This window comes from Streptococcus sp. CF8_St5-11 (assembly GCF_024295625.1).
Lineage (GTDB): Bacteria > Bacillota > Bacilli > Lactobacillales > Streptococcaceae > Streptococcus.
Window position 1 is genome coordinate 139653 of the sequence record NZ_JANCOJ010000001.1, and the last position, 16769, is coordinate 156421.

Here is a 16769-nt window from a genome sequence, read left to right on the forward strand (position 1 = left end):
TAGAATTCGATTTCGTCGTCCCACCTCCGCACAGTTGAGTAGGGCTGTAAAAGCTGATGAAATCAGCGTAGTAGAGCCCACTCAACCACTGCGTCTTGCTCAACAATCCAAAAATAATTGAGAGGCTAGGACTTTTGTCCCAGCCTCTTTTTATTCTTGAGGATCTTTAGGCAGTTCCATACAGAAGCGCAAGCCCATAGCCGTTTTATCAAATTGGTAGGCCAGTTCTTCATGGTCTAGCAAGTGTTGGACCACGAAGAGTCCCAAGCCGCCTTCCTTCTTCTGACGGCTAGCGGTCATTGGCATTTCAGCAGTCTCTACCATTTCTTGACTGGTATTTTCAACTGCCAAGTGCGTCCCTTCTTCTTCGAGACGGAGCTGGATCTCTCCACCGGCATCCGAATGCTTGACTGCATTGCTGATGACATTTGAGAGGACCAATTTCAGAATCGCTGGGTCCATATAGACTGGTTTGGCTGGAATCTGATTGTCAATCGTGAGCGCGCGGGAGTGAGCCAAGACTTTGTACTGGTCAAGGATCTGCTCTAAAACTTGATCCAGCTGGATCCACTCCTTGTCACCGGCCAATTCTTGGACAGAGGAGAGGGACAGGATTTCTAGGACGATCTGGTTCATCTCATCGACGATATCGAGGGAGACCGACAGATAGCGGTCCCGGTCCTTGTAGCGGCCGATCTTATCCCGCATATTTTCTAGGATAATCTTCAAGCTGGCCAGAGGCGTCTTGAGCTCATGCGAGGCCCCACGTAGAAATTCGACCTTCATCTGCTCCAATTTCAGATTTTCCTGTTTCTGCTGCTCTAGATTGTCGATCACTTCTAGGAGATGATGATAGAGGTCGTTGATCTGTTGCTTGAGGACGCCGATCTCATCCTGCGAATGAATGGGAAGACTGGCCGTCCGATCCAAACGCTTCATCCGCTTGGTCATCTGCTTGATCTCAAGGATCGGAGCAGAAATCATGCGGGCATAGAGATAGGAGGCAAGGAGTGACAGAACAAAGGAAGCCAGAAGACTATAGGGAAGAAAGCCCAGACTGATGTCCCGCGCTTCCTTTTGGGAATCGACAGTTGCTAAGAATTGCAAGGTCAAGTCCTTCCCCTCTTTAGTCTGGATCTTTCGCTCCTCAATGACCAGGGAATTGTTCTGGCTATCCGGGTTCACGAGCAAGTCATCCTTGACCTCTAAGGCATTTTGTTTTTCCTTGCCCTTGATCGAGACCTTGATATCATTGGTCTTGGAATAAAGATCAATGACCGACTCAATGGTTCCTTCTTCCTGGCCTTGAAAACTCTTAGCCAAGGCCTGTGATTTCTTCAAAATCGTCTGGCGCTGGGACTCGATATAGGTCGACGGGAAAATAAAGTAAACCGAAGCGTGTAGAAGGATGACTAAGCCACTAAAAAGGGCAAAGGTGATCAGAAAGATCTTTGCAAAGATACTCCGTTTGGTCATGGTCTCTCCAATTTATAGCCGACATTGCGTACCGTAACGATACAGTCCAGCTCTAGTTTTTTTCGTAGTTCCTTGATATAGACATCGATCACCCGATCAAAAGGAATCTCCTCTGTCTCCTTCCAGACGGCATCGAGGATCTGAGAGCGGGTCCGGGCCTTGCCTTCATGCTGGAGCAGGTATTCCAAGATTTCCAACTCCTTGGCATTCATGGAGATGGCTTGCCCAGCTAGACTGGCTGTGTAGCTCTCAAAATCCACCCATGCCTCTCCATAGGTGAAGACTCGGGAAGGCTGAAGCTTTTTAAAAATAGCTTCGATACGGACCTTCAAGAGGGACAAGGAGAAGGGTTTTTCCAGGTAGCCGTCCGCCAACTCTCCAAAGGCCGTCAACTTATAGTCTTCATCATGGAAGGCCGTCAGCATGAGGACAGGAACCGAGCTGGTCTTCCGGATAGTCTTGAGCACTTCCAAGCCATTGAGGATAGGGAGCTGGATATCCAGCAAAACTAGATCCGGCGCCTCTCTGTGAAAGAGGTCCAGGGCCTCCTGCCCATCACCTGCTTCAAAGACCTCATAGCCACATTCCATGAGATAGTCGCTCATCCCTTCGCGAATCAGGACTTCATCTTCTACGATTAGTATCTTCATACACTTTCCTTTTATCTAAGAAACTTCTTCTACCTCCTATTATACCCTATTTCTATTTTAGGAAACAATCTCTTATTCGACATCCACCAAGAGATCTTTTGGTTTCTTATGCAAGAGCCATTGCGAAGAAAGGATGGATACGAGAATCAAGAGGAGGCCGCCAACCAAGACAACCACCAGCAGTTGGCTCGGTTGGATGTCCATATGGAGGTCTGTAAGGGTCTTGCTGAAGCTTTCTGCTTCAGCTCCTCCACCAAGGTTGGCTGCAGAGGATTCTTGAGCCATTTGTTTGGCAATGCCACTGGTTACGTTCTTAAGCACCGTATCTCCGACTCCTTTGGCAAGAAGTCCTGCGACTCCATAGGAGAGGAGGAAGGCTGGGATGGAGATCATGACTAATTCTGCCACGAATTGTCCCGCAATCTGTACCTTGGAGAGTCCCAAAGCCAGCAAAATCCCCACTTCTCTGCGACGGGCATTGAGCCACAAGACGAGGAGAAGGGTGAGAAGCAAGCTAGCAAAGATGAGGCTGCCGATAAACAAGTAGTCCGCCACTTGGAACATGCTGCTGATGGATTTTTGCAAGGCTGGATAGTTAGAAGAGCTCTTAACCAAGTCAAAGTAATTCCATGGGATATCCAAGGCTTTGATTTTTTCGATCAATTGATCAAGGTCCTGATCCCCCTTGGCAAAGAAGGTCGCATCCTCATAGGTAGCTGTTTGAACAGTATTGCCATAGAGCTTGGCAGCTGTATCTAGGTCAGAAATGAGGGTATCTTCATACAACTCTTGGGCGTAAGTTAGAGGAGCTTGGTTCTTCCCTGAGAACAGACCCTTAATGGTCACTTCAACAGTTTCATTGGCTCCTTTTTCATTGTCAGCGTCGTAGAGATTGGACTTGAGGCGCACCTTATCGCCCACCTTGAGACCATTCTTTTTCGCCAAATCTTCATGCATGAGGATTTGGTTTTTGTCCTTGTCTGTCAGATGCTCCCCTTGGACCAGCTTGTAGGCTCCAGAGACAAATTTATCTTCTTTAGAAGAGTCATTGACCCCCGTCACCATCAAGGTGTTCTTGAAGTATTTTGCCCGCTCTGGAGATTGATTTTGCAGGGTTTCTTCAGTCTCAATGATCTCGTGGTCTAGGATATCTGCGATGGCATTGATCCGCTTGATGGAGGAGGTGATCCCCTCTACCTGGCTGATTTTTTCGATATCCTCTCCTCTGAGATTCCCTGCTCCCCGAGGAGTTCCTGGATTGGTCCTGCGGTTAATCTGCATGGAGAAACTATTGGTGATGGATCCCAGGCTTTCCGATGAAGCTTGTTGGGTCGCTCCCTTCATAGAGAGTCCGATCAAGCTCAAGGTCCCCATGAGGAGAATGATGGCAAAGAGCAAGAGAGACTTGGGCCATTTACGTGTGATATAAGCAAAAGCATTGCGCAACATAGCATTCCCTCCTTACTTGCTCTTCTCAACGAGGCTACGGCGACTCAATTCCAAGACCACATCGGAGGCCTCTGCCACTTCCTTACTGTGGGTGACGACAATGACACATTTTTGGCGTTCCTTGGCCAACTTCTTCAAAATGGCAATGATGTCACCTGCTGTCTGTTCGTCAAGGTTTCCTGTCGGCTCATCCGCCAAGATGACAGGTGCTTCTGAAACGAGCGCACGCGCAATGGCCACCCGCTGTTGCTGCCCTCCAGATAGTTGAAGGACGTTGCGTTTAATTTGCGTTTCGTCCAATCCCAACTCCAAGAGAATGTCTTTCCCAGCTTGTTTGTTGACCAGGCGGACATTTTCCAGTGGCGTCAAATAATCAATCAAATTATAATTCTGAAAGACCAGGGAGACATGATGCTTGCGGTGGTAGCTAGACCCTTTGGTCTGGATGTCCTCCCCATCAAAGAGAACCTGCCCCTTCTTGGGATTGTCCAGACCAGCCAAGAGGGAGAGGAGGGTCGATTTCCCTGCTCCAGACTGACCGATAATGCTGTAAAATGTCCCATTTTTGAACTGATAGTTCACGTCTGAGAAGATCTCTTCTTGGTAACTTTGGTAGCTATAGGATACATGTTTGAGTTCTAACATAGGTGTTATTTCTCCTTAACTCATTTTTGTTAATATTTCTTTTGGACTCTTGCGCCAGATCATGCTGGTAGTTACACCGAGCGACAGAAGGATCAAGCACAAGAGGCTGGCATAGGCGATTCCTAAGGAAAGGCCTTGAGGGATTTGGTTGAGTAATTTTAGGGTCTGCTGTTGACCGGTCTGTCCGACAAACTGCTCTAAGAAACGATGGCTGACCATCTGCCCGATGAGAAGGGCTGGGATCACTGCTAGTAAGGATACCAGCACCACTTCCAAGAGGAACTGTCTAAAGATCCGGCCCTTGCTCTTCCCAATGGATAAGAGGACGCCGATTTCATGAATCCGCTCCCGTGTCCAGAGACTGAGTAAAAGCGATAGAGCACCGGCTCCCGTCACCAGGAGGACGATCATCATGATCCGTACCAGGCCTTCTAGGGTCTGAGAGGATTCCTTCATCTGGTCAAAGGCCTTGCGATCTTCGACCACGCGTAGAGATTGCCAATCCAGATCCAAGCTTTTGACTTGCTTCAAGAGCGCATCGATTTTCTCAGGATCTTTGACCCCAAAGGTGACCTGGGTCACTTCTTGCTGACTGAGACCAAGAAGCTTGGTCGCATCCTCATAAGAAAGGTAGACTTGATTCTCACTCAAATCAGAGGTCATTCCTGTGAATTTTTCCTGTTTCTTACCCGAAAAGATCCCAACGATTTTAAAGGTTTGCTCTTTGGCAGGAGTCTCTCCCATCTGAAAGCTGGATAAGGTCAAGGAATCTCCGACCTTTAGCTTATTCTTCTTAGCCAACTCTTGGTGAATCAAGATCTGCCCGCGAGCCTTATCGGATAAGTGCTTGCCTTGCACCAGTTGAAAACTGCCACTGCGGAAATCTAGGTGCTGGTCTGTCTTCTGGGTAAAAACAGCGCCTAGCGCTTGCTTAGCTTCCTGACCCAAATCATCCCGCTCTACCGACTGCTGCCCAGTCACCGCTTCTTTACCAAGAATACGAACGGGACTTTCATATTGAGGAACCATGGCTCCCACCCCAGCTAGCTGCTGCACCTTTTTAGCCTCCTTCAGTGCAAAGGGAGTAGCCCCCTGCTTACTGGTCAGGGCAAAGCTGGTCCCAGCCGACTGTTTGATATGGTCCTCCAACCTTTCTCCCACTTGCATCAGTGAAAAACAGAAATACAAGCAAGAAAGGATCAAGAGGAGAATCAGAAAGAGGACCAGATTCCTCGTTCTTTTTCGAGAAATATAGGCGATTGCCTGTTGTAAGAGCATGATCTTACCCTCCATTTCAAAGCCCACGACAATACAATGTGGACGCTTTCATCATTTGTTGCTTTCATTATAGAGGAGAAATGTGAAATGTTTATGAAATAGAAAAAGTTTCCTAAATTTTCTAGGAAACTATATTCGATTTAAATAATATTAGGAAAATATGCGTCCCACTTCCTTGACTTCATTTTTCAAAGACTCCTCCTTCTTGGATTCTTGAAAAGATCTTATCGGTCAGTCGAACATTCAAGAAGCTCCATAGGGCAAAACCACCAAACGTAAAGAGATAAATAGCTGTCAGTAAGCGTTCGGGACTACTGAGACTGATATAGATCACCGCCAAATTGAAGAAGACAAGAAAGATGGTTTGAATAGGATTTAAGAGAGCAATGAGGAAACTATTCAGACAGACTTTTCTTGTAGGGGCTTCAAAGAGCCCGATATAAGGGAAGATCAAGGTCATCCCTCCACATAGAAGGACGATAAAGGGAAGCAAAATCCAAATCCCATACTCATTTAAAAAGGCCGTATTTGAAAAAAGACAGTAATCCAGATATAGTAGCACTGATAAGCCTAGACAAGTCAGCCAAATCATCGTCGCTTGCTTGAAATTAGCGCGAAAAAGACGGAAAAAATGAAAGACGAGATCCGTATCTTCTCCTTTCAACAAGCGGTGCCACATGGTTGCTAAAGCCGTAACCGATGCACCGATCGTGAGAACCGGAAGGCAGCAAACGATAAACAAGGTGTTCAAGATGATGAGGTCTGTAAACCGGGTCAAACCCTTGACTAAGCGTCCATCCAATGAAAATAATTTTTGCATTTCCTTCTCCTTGTTCTTCATCCCTATTTCTGCTACTTCCTCCAAGGAAGCACTCAGGGGCTTTAAGCCCCTGAGATACTTACTTTTATGAGCTTAGTCACTGTTACTTCACTTCTTTTTGGTAACGATCATAGGCATCTTGTTGAATCTTCATAAAGTCATCAATGCCCATCTTCTTCAAGGTTGCTTTGTAATCGTCCCATTCCTTTTCGATGCCACCTTCTACTACCCATTTAGAAGCTTGTTGGGTAACATAGGAGTTGATATCGACATAAATATTGGACAATTTGTTCAATTCTTCTTGAGAGTAGATGACATTTGGATAAGCTGGCAAAGCGTATTGTTTCAATTCTTTGTCCATCTTCAATTTGAGCCCATCACCTTGCGTTTGGTCGATGTCGACATGGCTATTGATATCATCTGACACATATTTTGGTCCAAAGTCACGAAGCGAATTGATCCAAGCCCATTCATCGGCTGATTTACCATCTTTTGGAGCCAAAACCTTGTATTTGTCGCCATCTTTTTCAGTCGCAATGCCAAAGGATCCATAGAAGTTTTGGATGCTGGCATCATCGGTGTAGAATTTATCCAACCATTTAAGCAATTTTGCAGGGTCCTTGCACTTATTCGTGATCAAGATTTCATTGCGGCCATAGTTCAAATGATCTGGGTCAGAAACGACATATTGTTTGCCATCCGGTCCTTTTAGTGCTGGAAGAGGAGCATATTCGTTAGCATGTTGGCCGAAGGTTGCATCAGCTGTCCAACCACTTGACACACCGACACGCGCCACTCCCTTGTCCATCCGTTTCGCAACAGACATAGAGGTATCTTCTGTAAAGAGTTCAGGGTCGATCAAGCCTTTCTTGTAGGCTTCATGCATAGCCGCTATCCCTTGTTTATAACTATCTTCTGTCCGTAGGTAGACCGGTTTGCCATCTTTGACGGACATTTCATAGGTATTATCTCCACCTAGACGGTTGTTGAATGGCAAGATATAAGAGAAGGTCGGATCAAAGTTACCAGAGCCAAATGGAATTTCATCATTGACATCGCCATTGCCATTGGCATCCTTATCCTTGAAAGCTTGTAAGACATTCACCAAGTCGTCATAGGTTTCTGGCATCTTCAAGCCAAGATTATCCAACCATTTCTTATTAATAAAGAGCTGGTTGCCGACGATTGGCCGCATTGGCAATTTCTTAGGCAGGCTGTAAATATGACCATCAGGGTTGGTCACCATAGCTTTTAATTTTGGTTCTTTTTCAAAGGCCTTGTTCAAGTTTGGCATATTATCCTTGATCAAGTCTTCCAATGGAATGAACATATTTTGGTTCTGAGCGATTTCAGAATCCGTGAAGGCATTGGATCCCAAGAAAGCGTCTGGTAAATCTCCACTGGCTACAAGAACGGATTTCTTATCCGACCAGTCTGCAGCCACCATGGTATCCCATTTGATCTTGATCCCTGATTCCTTGGCTGAATCATCTAGAAAACCTTTGTGATAGTCTTCCCCCCAGTCCGACCAACGAACGGTCGTAATCTTGAAGGTGTTGCCATCATTCTTGTCATTGCTTGATTTATTTGTGGAAGCTCCACAAGCCGTCAAGCCAGCTAAAGCAGCTGCTCCAAGGAGCAGATAGGCAAATTTCCTGTTTTTCATGATCTTCTCCTATTCTTTCAAGGCCCCTATCATGACACCTTGATTAAAGTATTTTTGGACGAATGGATACAGCATCATAATCGGTGCTGTTGAGATAACGATGGCTGCATATTTCATCATATCAGCCTTAATACGGAGGTCAGAAGCTACCTCCCCTGTTGCTTGCGATTGCAACATTTGATTACTAATTAAGAGACGGCGCAGGATCAGTTGTAGGGGTTGGAGATTTTCATTGGTCAAATAAATCAAGGCATTGAACCAAGAATTCCAGATCCCTACTGCTGTCCAAAGTCCAATAACGGCAATAATAGCCTTGGACAAGGGGAGCACAATCTTTCTGAAGTAATGAATGGTTCCGCAACCATCGATCTGGGCGGCTTCCCACATCCCTTCTGGAATACTATTGTTAAAGAAAGTCCGAGCTACAACGATATTGTAAGGAGATACTGCAAACGGTACGACCATCACCCAGAAGGTGTCGACCAAGCCCAATTGTTTCACTGTCAAATAAATGGGAATCAAGCCCCCAGAGACAAACATGGGAACGATAAAGAAGACACTGACCCATTTCTTAGCAAAGAGGTCCTTTCGCGACAAGGCGTAACCAGCCGGGATATTAATGACCAGGGCAACGATGGTCCCTACAACTGTGTAGAGTATGGTATTGAGATAGCTCTTTAGAAACAAAGGCTGCTCAATCAAGCGTTGATAGCCATCTAGTCGCCATTCCCTCGGGATAAACCAAACCTTACCGGTTGCCACATCAGACGGATTACTGAAGGAGGCAATAATGACAAACCACAAAGGGTAGACAATCAACAGAATCAAGCAAATCGCTAGACCATAGATAAAAACATCAAAGAGGATTTCTGACTTGGTCTTTCTAGCATGTTGAAACAATTTCACAATTTCTCCTCCTTTCTAGAACAATCCTGTCTTGGTATAGCGTTTCGCAAACCAGTTGACCGACAGTAAGATGATCAAGTTAACCAAAGTATTAAAGAGACCGATAGCTGTCGAATAACTATATTGGAAATTAATCATCCCCACTTTGTAGACATAGGTCGAAATGATTTCACTTCCTGCCAGATTGAGTGGATTTTGCAAGAGCAAGACCTTTTCAAAACCAACACTGAGAAGGCTGCCTGCTCTGAGAATCAAGAGAATCATCGCCGTTGGTAACAGTAAGGGCAAGTCAATATGACGGATTTTTTGCAATCGACTCGCCCCGTCCATGGTCGCAGCTTCATAAAAGGTTGGATCAATGGCTGATAAAGCGGCTAGATAGATAATACTATCCCAACCGATATGTTGCCAGACATCGCTCCAGACATAGACACCCGCAAAACTACCCGGTTTGGATAAGAGGGCAGGCATCTTTAAGCCGACCAATTTGAGGACATTAGCTAACAGTCCACTACTTGGAGAGAGAAAGAGAATAATCATCCCACACATGACCATGGTCGAGATAAAATGAGGCAAATAAGTCGTTACTTGAAAGATTTTTTTGAACTTGCCCACACGAATCTGGTTGCAAATGATGGCTAGAACAATCGGCAAGGGAAAACCAACCAGAATACTGTAAATAGAAATTTTCAAGGTATTCTTCATGGTTGTCGCAAATTGGAAGGATGAGAAGAACTGGTTAAAATACTTGAGACCAGCCCAAGGACTTCCAAATATCCCAGTAGCGGGAGAGTAATCTTTAAAAGCGATGACTAAACCCGCCATAGGGATATAGGCAAATAAAATCAATAAAATAATCGATGGTAGGAGCAGCACATATAAAGGAATATTTTTCTTAAATTTGCTCTGCTTCGCATTTACTTCGCTTTTCATAAGGCCCTCCTTTTCTTTCTCCTCTATTTTATAGGAATCCTTTCCATCTTTATAGAACTTTTTCGTGCATCTTCATTCACTTTTCCGTTTTCTCCACACAAAAACATGCACTTTCCCGATTTTTTTTACTTTAATATCGGTTTTGTTCATGAATCCGTTTTCAAATAGTGCTATAATATATGTGAGGTGCTCATTATGAAAGCTATTCACAGAAGTACACGAGATCACTCGATTCAATTTTTTTCGCGCCTACTCTTTCTCCTCTTAGTCGTCAATACCTTGATCAACCTTTTGATTGGTGGGATTAGCCGAAATTTTATTAAACACCAAAATATGCTCCATTTAGAGGACTCGATTCATATCTATGCGGATTCCTTAAATACAGAGCTTCACTCCGTTGAGCGTTTTATGTACAGTACTATTAGTCACAATGACTATTTGACAGAGCTCAATAGTCCGCTTGATTTCACGGATTTCCAAGAAAACCTAAAAAAACTGCGGATCGACTTCACTGAGTTTCAGTACCAGATGGATAGTCCCATTACCTTTTTCATAGAGACAAGAGATATTCCACATTTTTTCAATGCCTCCAGTCTTCAACTGCCCTACCTAGACTATGTGCAATTGAAAGATCATCTTAAAACCTATGACAAAGAAACAGACAAGACCAGTCAAAAATGGCAACGGATCAGCCTGAACCAGCATGATTACCTCTTAAAATCCCTCCATTACAAGAGTAAGGCCATCTATGCCATCATTTCTACCCAGGATATTTTAAAACCCTTGCAAAAGCTCAATATCGGGAAAAAAGGACGCTTAGCCATCGATCGCCCTAACCAGATCCATGCGTCAGATTCCCTCATTCAAGCAGATAGCACTCATACCCACCTGCCTTTTGATCTTTATGTGACGGTCGACTACGGGGATGTTTTCCGTACAAATATCGTTCTAGAAACCCTACTCTCCTTGGTTCCTTTGATCATCGCTGTTCTCTCCACCGTTCTTATCCTTTATATTCGTCAGCGGATGATCCAGCCGATAAAACGACTCACCCAGCGGCTTTCTCAACTGGATGCTGCTTCAACTAAGCTCGACGTGATCGAAGACCAAGGGATCTTAGAGATCGATCAGGCCAATCACAAGCTCAATCAGGTGCTGATCCACATGAAAGACCTCCAAATTCGCGCCTACCACGCGCAACTCAATCTCAAAAAAGTCGAACTCAACTATCTCAAAAATCAAGTCCGACCCCATTTTTACCTCAACATGCTTTCCATGATTCACAGCATGCTCCAAACCAAGGACTATAAGGAAATCGAGGAGTTGACCAAGGTGACTTCCAACTACTTGCGTCACCTCTTTCAAGCCAATCAAGATTTCAATCGCTTAGCAGATGAAATCCAACATATCCGAAATTACCTAGAAATCCAGAAAATCCGCTATGGGGACAGCATCCATTTTGACCTGGACTGGGATCCTGGTCTGAAAGATGCGGCTATTCCCCCTCTGCTTTTACAAACCTTTGTGGAAAATGCCATCAAACACGGCTTTTCTTTCCAAGATTCCTTCCACATTCAGCTTTCCATTCATGAAGAAGCAAACCAACAGCTTGCCATTTCCCTTCAGGATAATGGTCCTGGTTTTAGCTCCGCTATCTTACAAGATCTAGCAGAGAAAAAATCCTTAGTCACAGAAGATGGCCACCACATTGGTTTAACCAATGCACGGGAGCGACTAGATCTCCTCTATCCAGATCACTACACGCTTCAATTTTCAAATGGATCCCAAGGAGGTGCCCGCATCCAACTGAGCCTTCCTTATGAACTCTACAAAGGAGACACACATGAATATCCTACTCGTTGACGATGATCGTTTTATCATTAAAGCCCTACAGGAAACCATCCATTGGGAAGCCTTGGGCATTGAGCAGGTATATACTGCCTCCAGCCTGAGCCAAGCCCAAGCCATCATTCAAAGTCACCCAATCGCCCTCATGATCAGTGATATCGAGATGCCACAAGGCAGTGGGCTAGATCTCCTAGCCTGGATCCGGTCAGAAAAATATGACATTCAAACGATCTTCCTCACCAATTATGCTGATTTCAATTATGCCCAAAAAGCCATTGAACTCCAAAGTTTTGAATACTACCTCAAACCGATTGACCCCGACCGCTTAGAATTTATCATTCAAAAAGCCCTCAATAAGATCAAGCGCCACAAGAGTGCGGCCCAATTAGCACAGCAAGGGCAAAAAGAAGCTGAATTTTGGCATGACTACTTGAGAAAACCGCGTCCATCTCAAGCAGAACAGTTCCTTCAAGAAGTAACAAATCGGGGCTATAGCCCCAAACCACATGAAGACTACCTCTTAGTCCTCATCACTCTCCACTTAGTTGAAGAAGACTTTCACCCCAGCGTCCCTTCTTGGCGCTTGCAGCTCCGCCATTGTATCAAGGATCTCTCCCTGGATTTCCCTGTCCACTACTGCGCCCTCAGTAAAATCGAAAGCCAGACCGATCGCTACCTCTGCCTTTTCAAAAAGAATCAGACTACAGAGTGTGCAGACTTCCTAAAGGCTATCCAGCAGAAGATCCAGCAAGACTTAGACCGATCCTCTATCCTTCTCTATTCAGACTCCATTTCCCTTGAGACGCTCTTGATGAAGGCTCTTCACCTCTGCCAATACAGTGAAGAACAAGTCTTCCATTGGAACAGTATCCACTCATATGCTTCTTTGGCTCCACTACCTCAAAAGCCTACTCATCGGACATCGCTCACTTTTACAAATCAACTAGAGACAGAACAGCTTCTCCAAATCATCCATAGCTTAGAGAATCAAGATCGCATTCCACTTTCAGCTCTGAGTGAACTCCAGCTAGACTGGACCCAGCAAATTGGGATTTATCTGGACAAGAACGGCATTCTCGCCCACAAGTTATTTCAAAACAAACACCATCAATTTCTATTCGAACGGCGGTTTCATGCCATCGAAGCTTTTGAAGCCTATATCGGGGATTACTGGAGCTCTGCTCGCCATTATGTGATCGATCTTGAGCACCAGTCCAATCTCATCCAGCGGATCACCGACTACATTGACCACCATTACAAGGAAGATATCAGTCGCACCAAGCTGGCAGAGATGGTTTTTCTTAGTCCAGATCATCTAGCGCGGATGTTTAAGCGCGATACCGGCGAAACCCTGGTAAAATACATCACCGATAAACGGATGGCCGCCGCAAAAGAGATGCTATCGCAAAGCGATACCCCCATTTACCAAGTTGCCCTCCAGGTGGGCTATGACAACTACTCCTACTTTACAAAGGCTTTTAAACAGAAGGTCGGCCTCTCCCCAGGAGATTACCGCAAGCAATGCCAAGAAGCCTTTTAAAATAAGAAAAAAACCTTTGAAAAAGGATTTCTTTTCAAAGGTTTTATTTTCTTTTCTTTCTGATTTCTTTTTCAATGGCACTAGCAATCTTCTCAACCATATAGGCCGTCTGGAGATTGCGCAAGATCAAGAGGGCCCAAAAACATGCAAAGAGCATTTGACCCGCCATGGTCGCTTCATTGAAAAAATAAGTCTCCATAGCAGTAAAGACTGCTATCACTGCAAATTGTTTTCTATTCATAAAATTATTTTACCATGATTCAGTAAAAAATTCATGTATTAATCGTCTTGCAGGGTGATTTTATCGGATAAAAAGTGAAATTCCTCAGGGATGACACTTTCCTCTTCTTCTACCACTTCCGCTTTTTGCCCACGCGCCTTAGCCGAAAACTCTGCCCGGATTTGGGTCCATTCTTCCATCGAAACCGCTAAAATCTCTGGTGAGAAGCCAGCAGCATTGCTGAGGATATTTCCAAACATGGTATTGAGGTTGTCCCGCTTCATGGTCTGTTCAGCATTAAAGGCAGACTCAAAGGCTAAAATAGCGTGATTTTCATTGGCAGCGACCGGCTGAGATCCGATTAAGAGGGCCTTATCCGCACCTGCCAAGCTCTCGATAATTTCCCCCCAAGCGTTCTGAAGACGGATCAAGTTGGTCCGTGCCAACTCTGGGTTTTCAACCGCCTCTTGTAAAATGGCATTGACCTTATTTCGATCCGCACGGTAGCCCTTGCTAGACTTGGTTGGGCGAGCTACTGCTGGTTTTGAAGCAGGAAGACTGCTACCTGATTGCGCTAACTGTTGCTTGAGTTGAGCGACTTCCTTCTTCAAGTCTTCCAGCTGAGCTAGCACATTGGAAGGAACCTCCACAGCTGCTGAGTTAGAAACTTGGCCCGTGCTTTCAGACAATTTAATGGTCATCATTTCAGTGTAAATGCGCGGTTGCAGACTATTTTTGATATCCGCTAGACTGGTTGTCGCCTGGTCAATCAGGGCAAAAAGACGGGCTTGATCGGCTTCAAGATTCGCCGCAAATAAGTCACTATTGTGGGTATTTTCTCCACCCGTCTGGACAATCAAGAGATCTCTCAGGTATTGAAGTAAGTCCGTGACAAAGCGGGCCATATTCTTCCCATTATCAAAGATAATCGCCAGCTGATCCAGCGCCGCTGTCGCATCATGAGCCAGAATGGCAGCCACGTACTGATCGAGCGCAGCTAGGCTGATGGAGCCGGTAATCTCTTCGGCGATCGCTGTCGTCAACTCACTACCCGCAGTCAGACTCAGGGCTTGGTCCAAAATGGACAAGGCATCCCGCATCCCACCTTCAGCGCGCCGGGCGATGATCTGAACAGCATCTGCTTCATAGGCAATGCCTTCTGTAGCTAGGATGCTTTCCAAATGGTGAACGATATCCGGCAGTTTGATGGATTTGAATTCAAAGCGTTGCACCCGAGACAGAATGGTGGCTGGAATCTTGTGTAACTCCGTTGTTGCAAGGATAAAAACCACGTTTTCCGTGGGCTCTTCCAGTGTCTTCAACAAGGCGTTAAAGGCCCCTGTTGAGAGCATATGGACCTCATCGATAATGTAGACCTTGTGCTTGGCTAGACTCGGAGCATAGGTGGATTTGTCGCGAATATCCCGAATTTCATCGACCCCATTGTTGGAGGCCGCATCAATCTCGATGACATCTTCTAGACTCCCATTGGTAATGGATTCACAGATATAGCAGTCATTACAAGGCTCCCCATTGACTTGATTAGGACAGTTCATGGCCTTAGCAAAGATCTTAGCCACACTGGTTTTCCCAGTACCACGAGGACCTGAAAAGAGATAGGCATGGCTGATCTTATCCTGCTCAACGGCCTGTCTCAATGTCCGTGCCACTACTTGCTGGCCGACCAATTGGCCAAAGGTCTGGCTCCGGTATTTCCGATATAAAGCTTGATACATTAGTTCTTAACTCCAAACATCTTAAAGTCCCAGTTTGTCTTATCGATCAAGAGAGCGACAAACTTTTCTAAATACTCCTGATCCAGCTGATCGTAGTCAGAGACACACTCCGAATCCAGGTCTAAAACCCCAAGGAGCTGACCGTCCTTGATCATAGGCACCACAATCTCACTCATAGCCCGACTATCACAGGAAATATAGTTGGCATGCTGGCGCACATCATCGACAATCATGGTTTCCTGCTTTTGAGCTGCTTCTCCACAGACACCCTTTCCAAGAGCGATATGGACACAAGAAACACCTCCCTGAAAAGGTCCCAGGATCAATTCCGTTTGGTCATACAAATAAAAACCCGCAAAGACCGAACGAGGCAGGGCTTGATTTAACAGCGCACTGGCATTGGACAGATTAGCCAAGGCATTGGTTTCATCCATTAAGAGAGCGTCTAACTGAGCCAGCAAGAGCTGGTATTGTGATTCTTTTTCCGAATGTTTCATACCTTTCATTATACCAAATCTTTGCTCAAAAATTAAGCTTCAAACAACGAAAGAAAAGAGAGTGGGACAGAAATCTGTAATTCGTTAGAATTCGATTTCGTCGTCCCACCTCCGCACAGTTGAGTAGGACTGTAAAAGCTGATGAAATCAGCGTAGTAGAGCCCACTCAACCACTGCGTCTTGCTTGACAATCCAAAGACAATTGAGAGGCTAGGACTTTTGTCCCAGCCTCTGGAATATAGATAAAGTTATCTTAAAACTTTTCTCACGGCGGAAAGTTTCAATATATTCTTGATTCATTTTAAAAATGAAATCTCAGTTTTATTTCTTTGCAAAATCATTTAACTTATTTTTTAAAATCATTTTATCTATTCATGTCGCCGATTGAAGCGAAAGACTTCAAAATATTGAATGGCCCGGTAGATTAAAAAGATGGTCAAGATGATGGCCACTAGCCAGATAGTTTTTAAACCATAAAACTGGATTAAGTAAGTTGAAAAGATGGCCCCACAGACAAAGCTTCCGAGCAAGCAGGTCATAAAAATGGCTTCCCAGAGGAATTTCATCTCCCTGTCTCTAACAAAATTTCCATAAGCTACCATGGTTTTCTTGAGATTTCCGGTCATAAAAGAGTGGTTGTAGGCATAGCCATCTACTTCTCCAAATGAGGTCGCTACGATTCCCAAACTCAGGCTAAAAAAAGGCACGATGAAGACATTTTTTACCGATGCTGGTAAAAATCCCGTCACCAAGGTCGTGAGGATAAAGGGCACCAGGGTACTCAAGCGCCAGACTGAATTGTCAATCAAGCGACGTAAAACCGTCATCAAAAAGATTCCCAGCATAAAGGCCAGCATCGTGGCTAACTTCACTTCTACATCTGAGATCTGCTGGCCAATCAAACCAACCGATAGAAAGACCACATTTCCCGTCTGGCCTGCCGCCAAGGTCCCACCCCGACAAATAAAGGTATAAGCATCTGAAAAACCAGCACACATGGTCAATAAACAAGCGAACGCCTTAGTTCGCGAATGAAACTCCCTTTTCATTTCCATTCTCCTTAGGAAAAAGAGGGAGTGGTATCAAATGTTTAAATAAACATTTC

15 protein-coding genes are annotated in these 16769 nt (G+C 45.0%); 2 read left to right on the forward strand and 13 right to left on the reverse strand.

Annotated elements, in window-relative coordinates:
• Positions 1-150: 150 nt before the first annotated feature.
• From NMM13_RS00695 to NMM13_RS00735, 9 genes are all read right to left on the reverse strand, one after another.
• Complete coding sequence (locus NMM13_RS00695) at positions 151-1476, reverse strand: HAMP domain-containing sensor histidine kinase (RefSeq protein ID WP_254726878.1); 1326 nt, start codon at positions 1474-1476, stop codon at positions 151-153.
• Complete coding sequence (locus NMM13_RS00700; RefSeq protein ID WP_254726879.1) at positions 1473-2126, reverse strand: response regulator transcription factor; 654 nt, start codon at positions 2124-2126, stop codon at positions 1473-1475. Before NMM13_RS00700 ends, NMM13_RS00695 begins: the two co-directional genes overlap by 4 nt.
• A gap of 72 nt (positions 2127-2198) precedes the next feature.
• A complete protein-coding gene (locus NMM13_RS00705; RefSeq protein ID WP_254726881.1) occupies positions 2199-3575 on the reverse strand; it encodes an ABC transporter permease in 1377 nt (458 codons plus the stop codon).
• A 12-nt stretch (positions 3576-3587) separates the two neighbouring features.
• Positions 3588-4220 (reverse strand): ABC transporter ATP-binding protein, encoded by a 633-nt coding sequence (locus NMM13_RS00710; protein ID WP_021153487.1) that lies wholly within the window; start codon positions 4218-4220, stop codon positions 3588-3590.
• Positions 4221-4235: 15 nt separating this feature from the next.
• Positions 4236-5498: an ABC transporter permease gene (locus tag NMM13_RS00715; protein WP_254726884.1), complete on the reverse strand. Its 1263-nt coding sequence runs from the start codon at positions 5496-5498 to the stop codon at positions 4236-4238.
• 181 nt (positions 5499-5679) lie between these two features.
• Positions 5680-6318: a YesL family protein gene (locus tag NMM13_RS00720; RefSeq protein WP_254726886.1), complete on the reverse strand. Its 639-nt coding sequence runs from the start codon at positions 6316-6318 to the stop codon at positions 5680-5682.
• Positions 6319-6421: 103 nt separating this feature from the next.
• Positions 6422-7984, reverse strand: a complete 1563-nt coding sequence (locus tag NMM13_RS00725) for an extracellular solute-binding protein (RefSeq protein WP_254726889.1) — start codon at positions 7982-7984, stop codon at positions 6422-6424.
• 9 nt (positions 7985-7993) lie between these two features.
• The gene (locus tag NMM13_RS00730) at positions 7994-8890 is read right to left on the reverse strand and encodes a carbohydrate ABC transporter permease (protein ID WP_049475288.1); all 897 of its coding nucleotides are present in this window, start codon (positions 8888-8890) and stop codon (positions 7994-7996) included.
• Positions 8891-8905: 15 nt separating this feature from the next.
• Positions 8906-9823, reverse strand: coding sequence for a sugar ABC transporter permease (locus NMM13_RS00735; RefSeq protein ID WP_021153492.1), 918 nt, complete (start codon positions 9821-9823; stop codon positions 8906-8908).
• A gap of 195 nt (positions 9824-10018) precedes the next feature.
• Between NMM13_RS00735 and NMM13_RS00740 the strand changes: the two genes are divergently transcribed.
• Positions 10019-11686 carry a sensor histidine kinase gene (locus NMM13_RS00740; protein ID WP_254726891.1) on the forward strand — a complete coding sequence of 556 codons (1668 nt, stop codon included), beginning with the start codon at positions 10019-10021 and terminating at the stop codon, positions 11684-11686.
• Positions 11667-13211, forward strand: a complete 1545-nt coding sequence (locus tag NMM13_RS00745; protein ID WP_254726893.1) for a helix-turn-helix domain-containing protein — start codon at positions 11667-11669, stop codon at positions 13209-13211. The genes NMM13_RS00740 and NMM13_RS00745 overlap by 20 nt, the downstream gene beginning before the upstream one ends.
• 43 nt (positions 13212-13254) lie before the next feature.
• Here the strand turns inward: NMM13_RS00745 and NMM13_RS00750 are convergent, their stop codons facing one another.
• From NMM13_RS00750 to NMM13_RS00765, 4 genes are all read right to left on the reverse strand, one after another.
• Complete coding sequence (locus NMM13_RS00750) at positions 13255-13452, reverse strand: DUF3272 family protein (protein WP_003002577.1); 198 nt, start codon at positions 13450-13452, stop codon at positions 13255-13257.
• Positions 13453-13490: 38 nt separating this feature from the next.
• Positions 13491-15167: a DNA polymerase III subunit gamma/tau gene (gene dnaX / locus NMM13_RS00755; RefSeq protein WP_118228027.1), complete on the reverse strand. Its 1677-nt coding sequence runs from the start codon at positions 15165-15167 to the stop codon at positions 13491-13493.
• Positions 15167-15664 carry a GAF domain-containing protein gene (locus NMM13_RS00760; protein WP_049475358.1) on the reverse strand — a complete coding sequence of 166 codons (498 nt, stop codon included), beginning with the start codon at positions 15662-15664 and terminating at the stop codon, positions 15167-15169. The genes dnaX and NMM13_RS00760 overlap by 1 nt, the downstream gene beginning before the upstream one ends.
• Positions 15665-16032: 368 nt before the next feature.
• Positions 16033-16713, reverse strand: coding sequence for a YoaK family protein (locus tag NMM13_RS00765; protein ID WP_254726896.1), 681 nt, complete (start codon positions 16711-16713; stop codon positions 16033-16035).
• Positions 16714-16769: the final 56 nt, after the last annotated feature.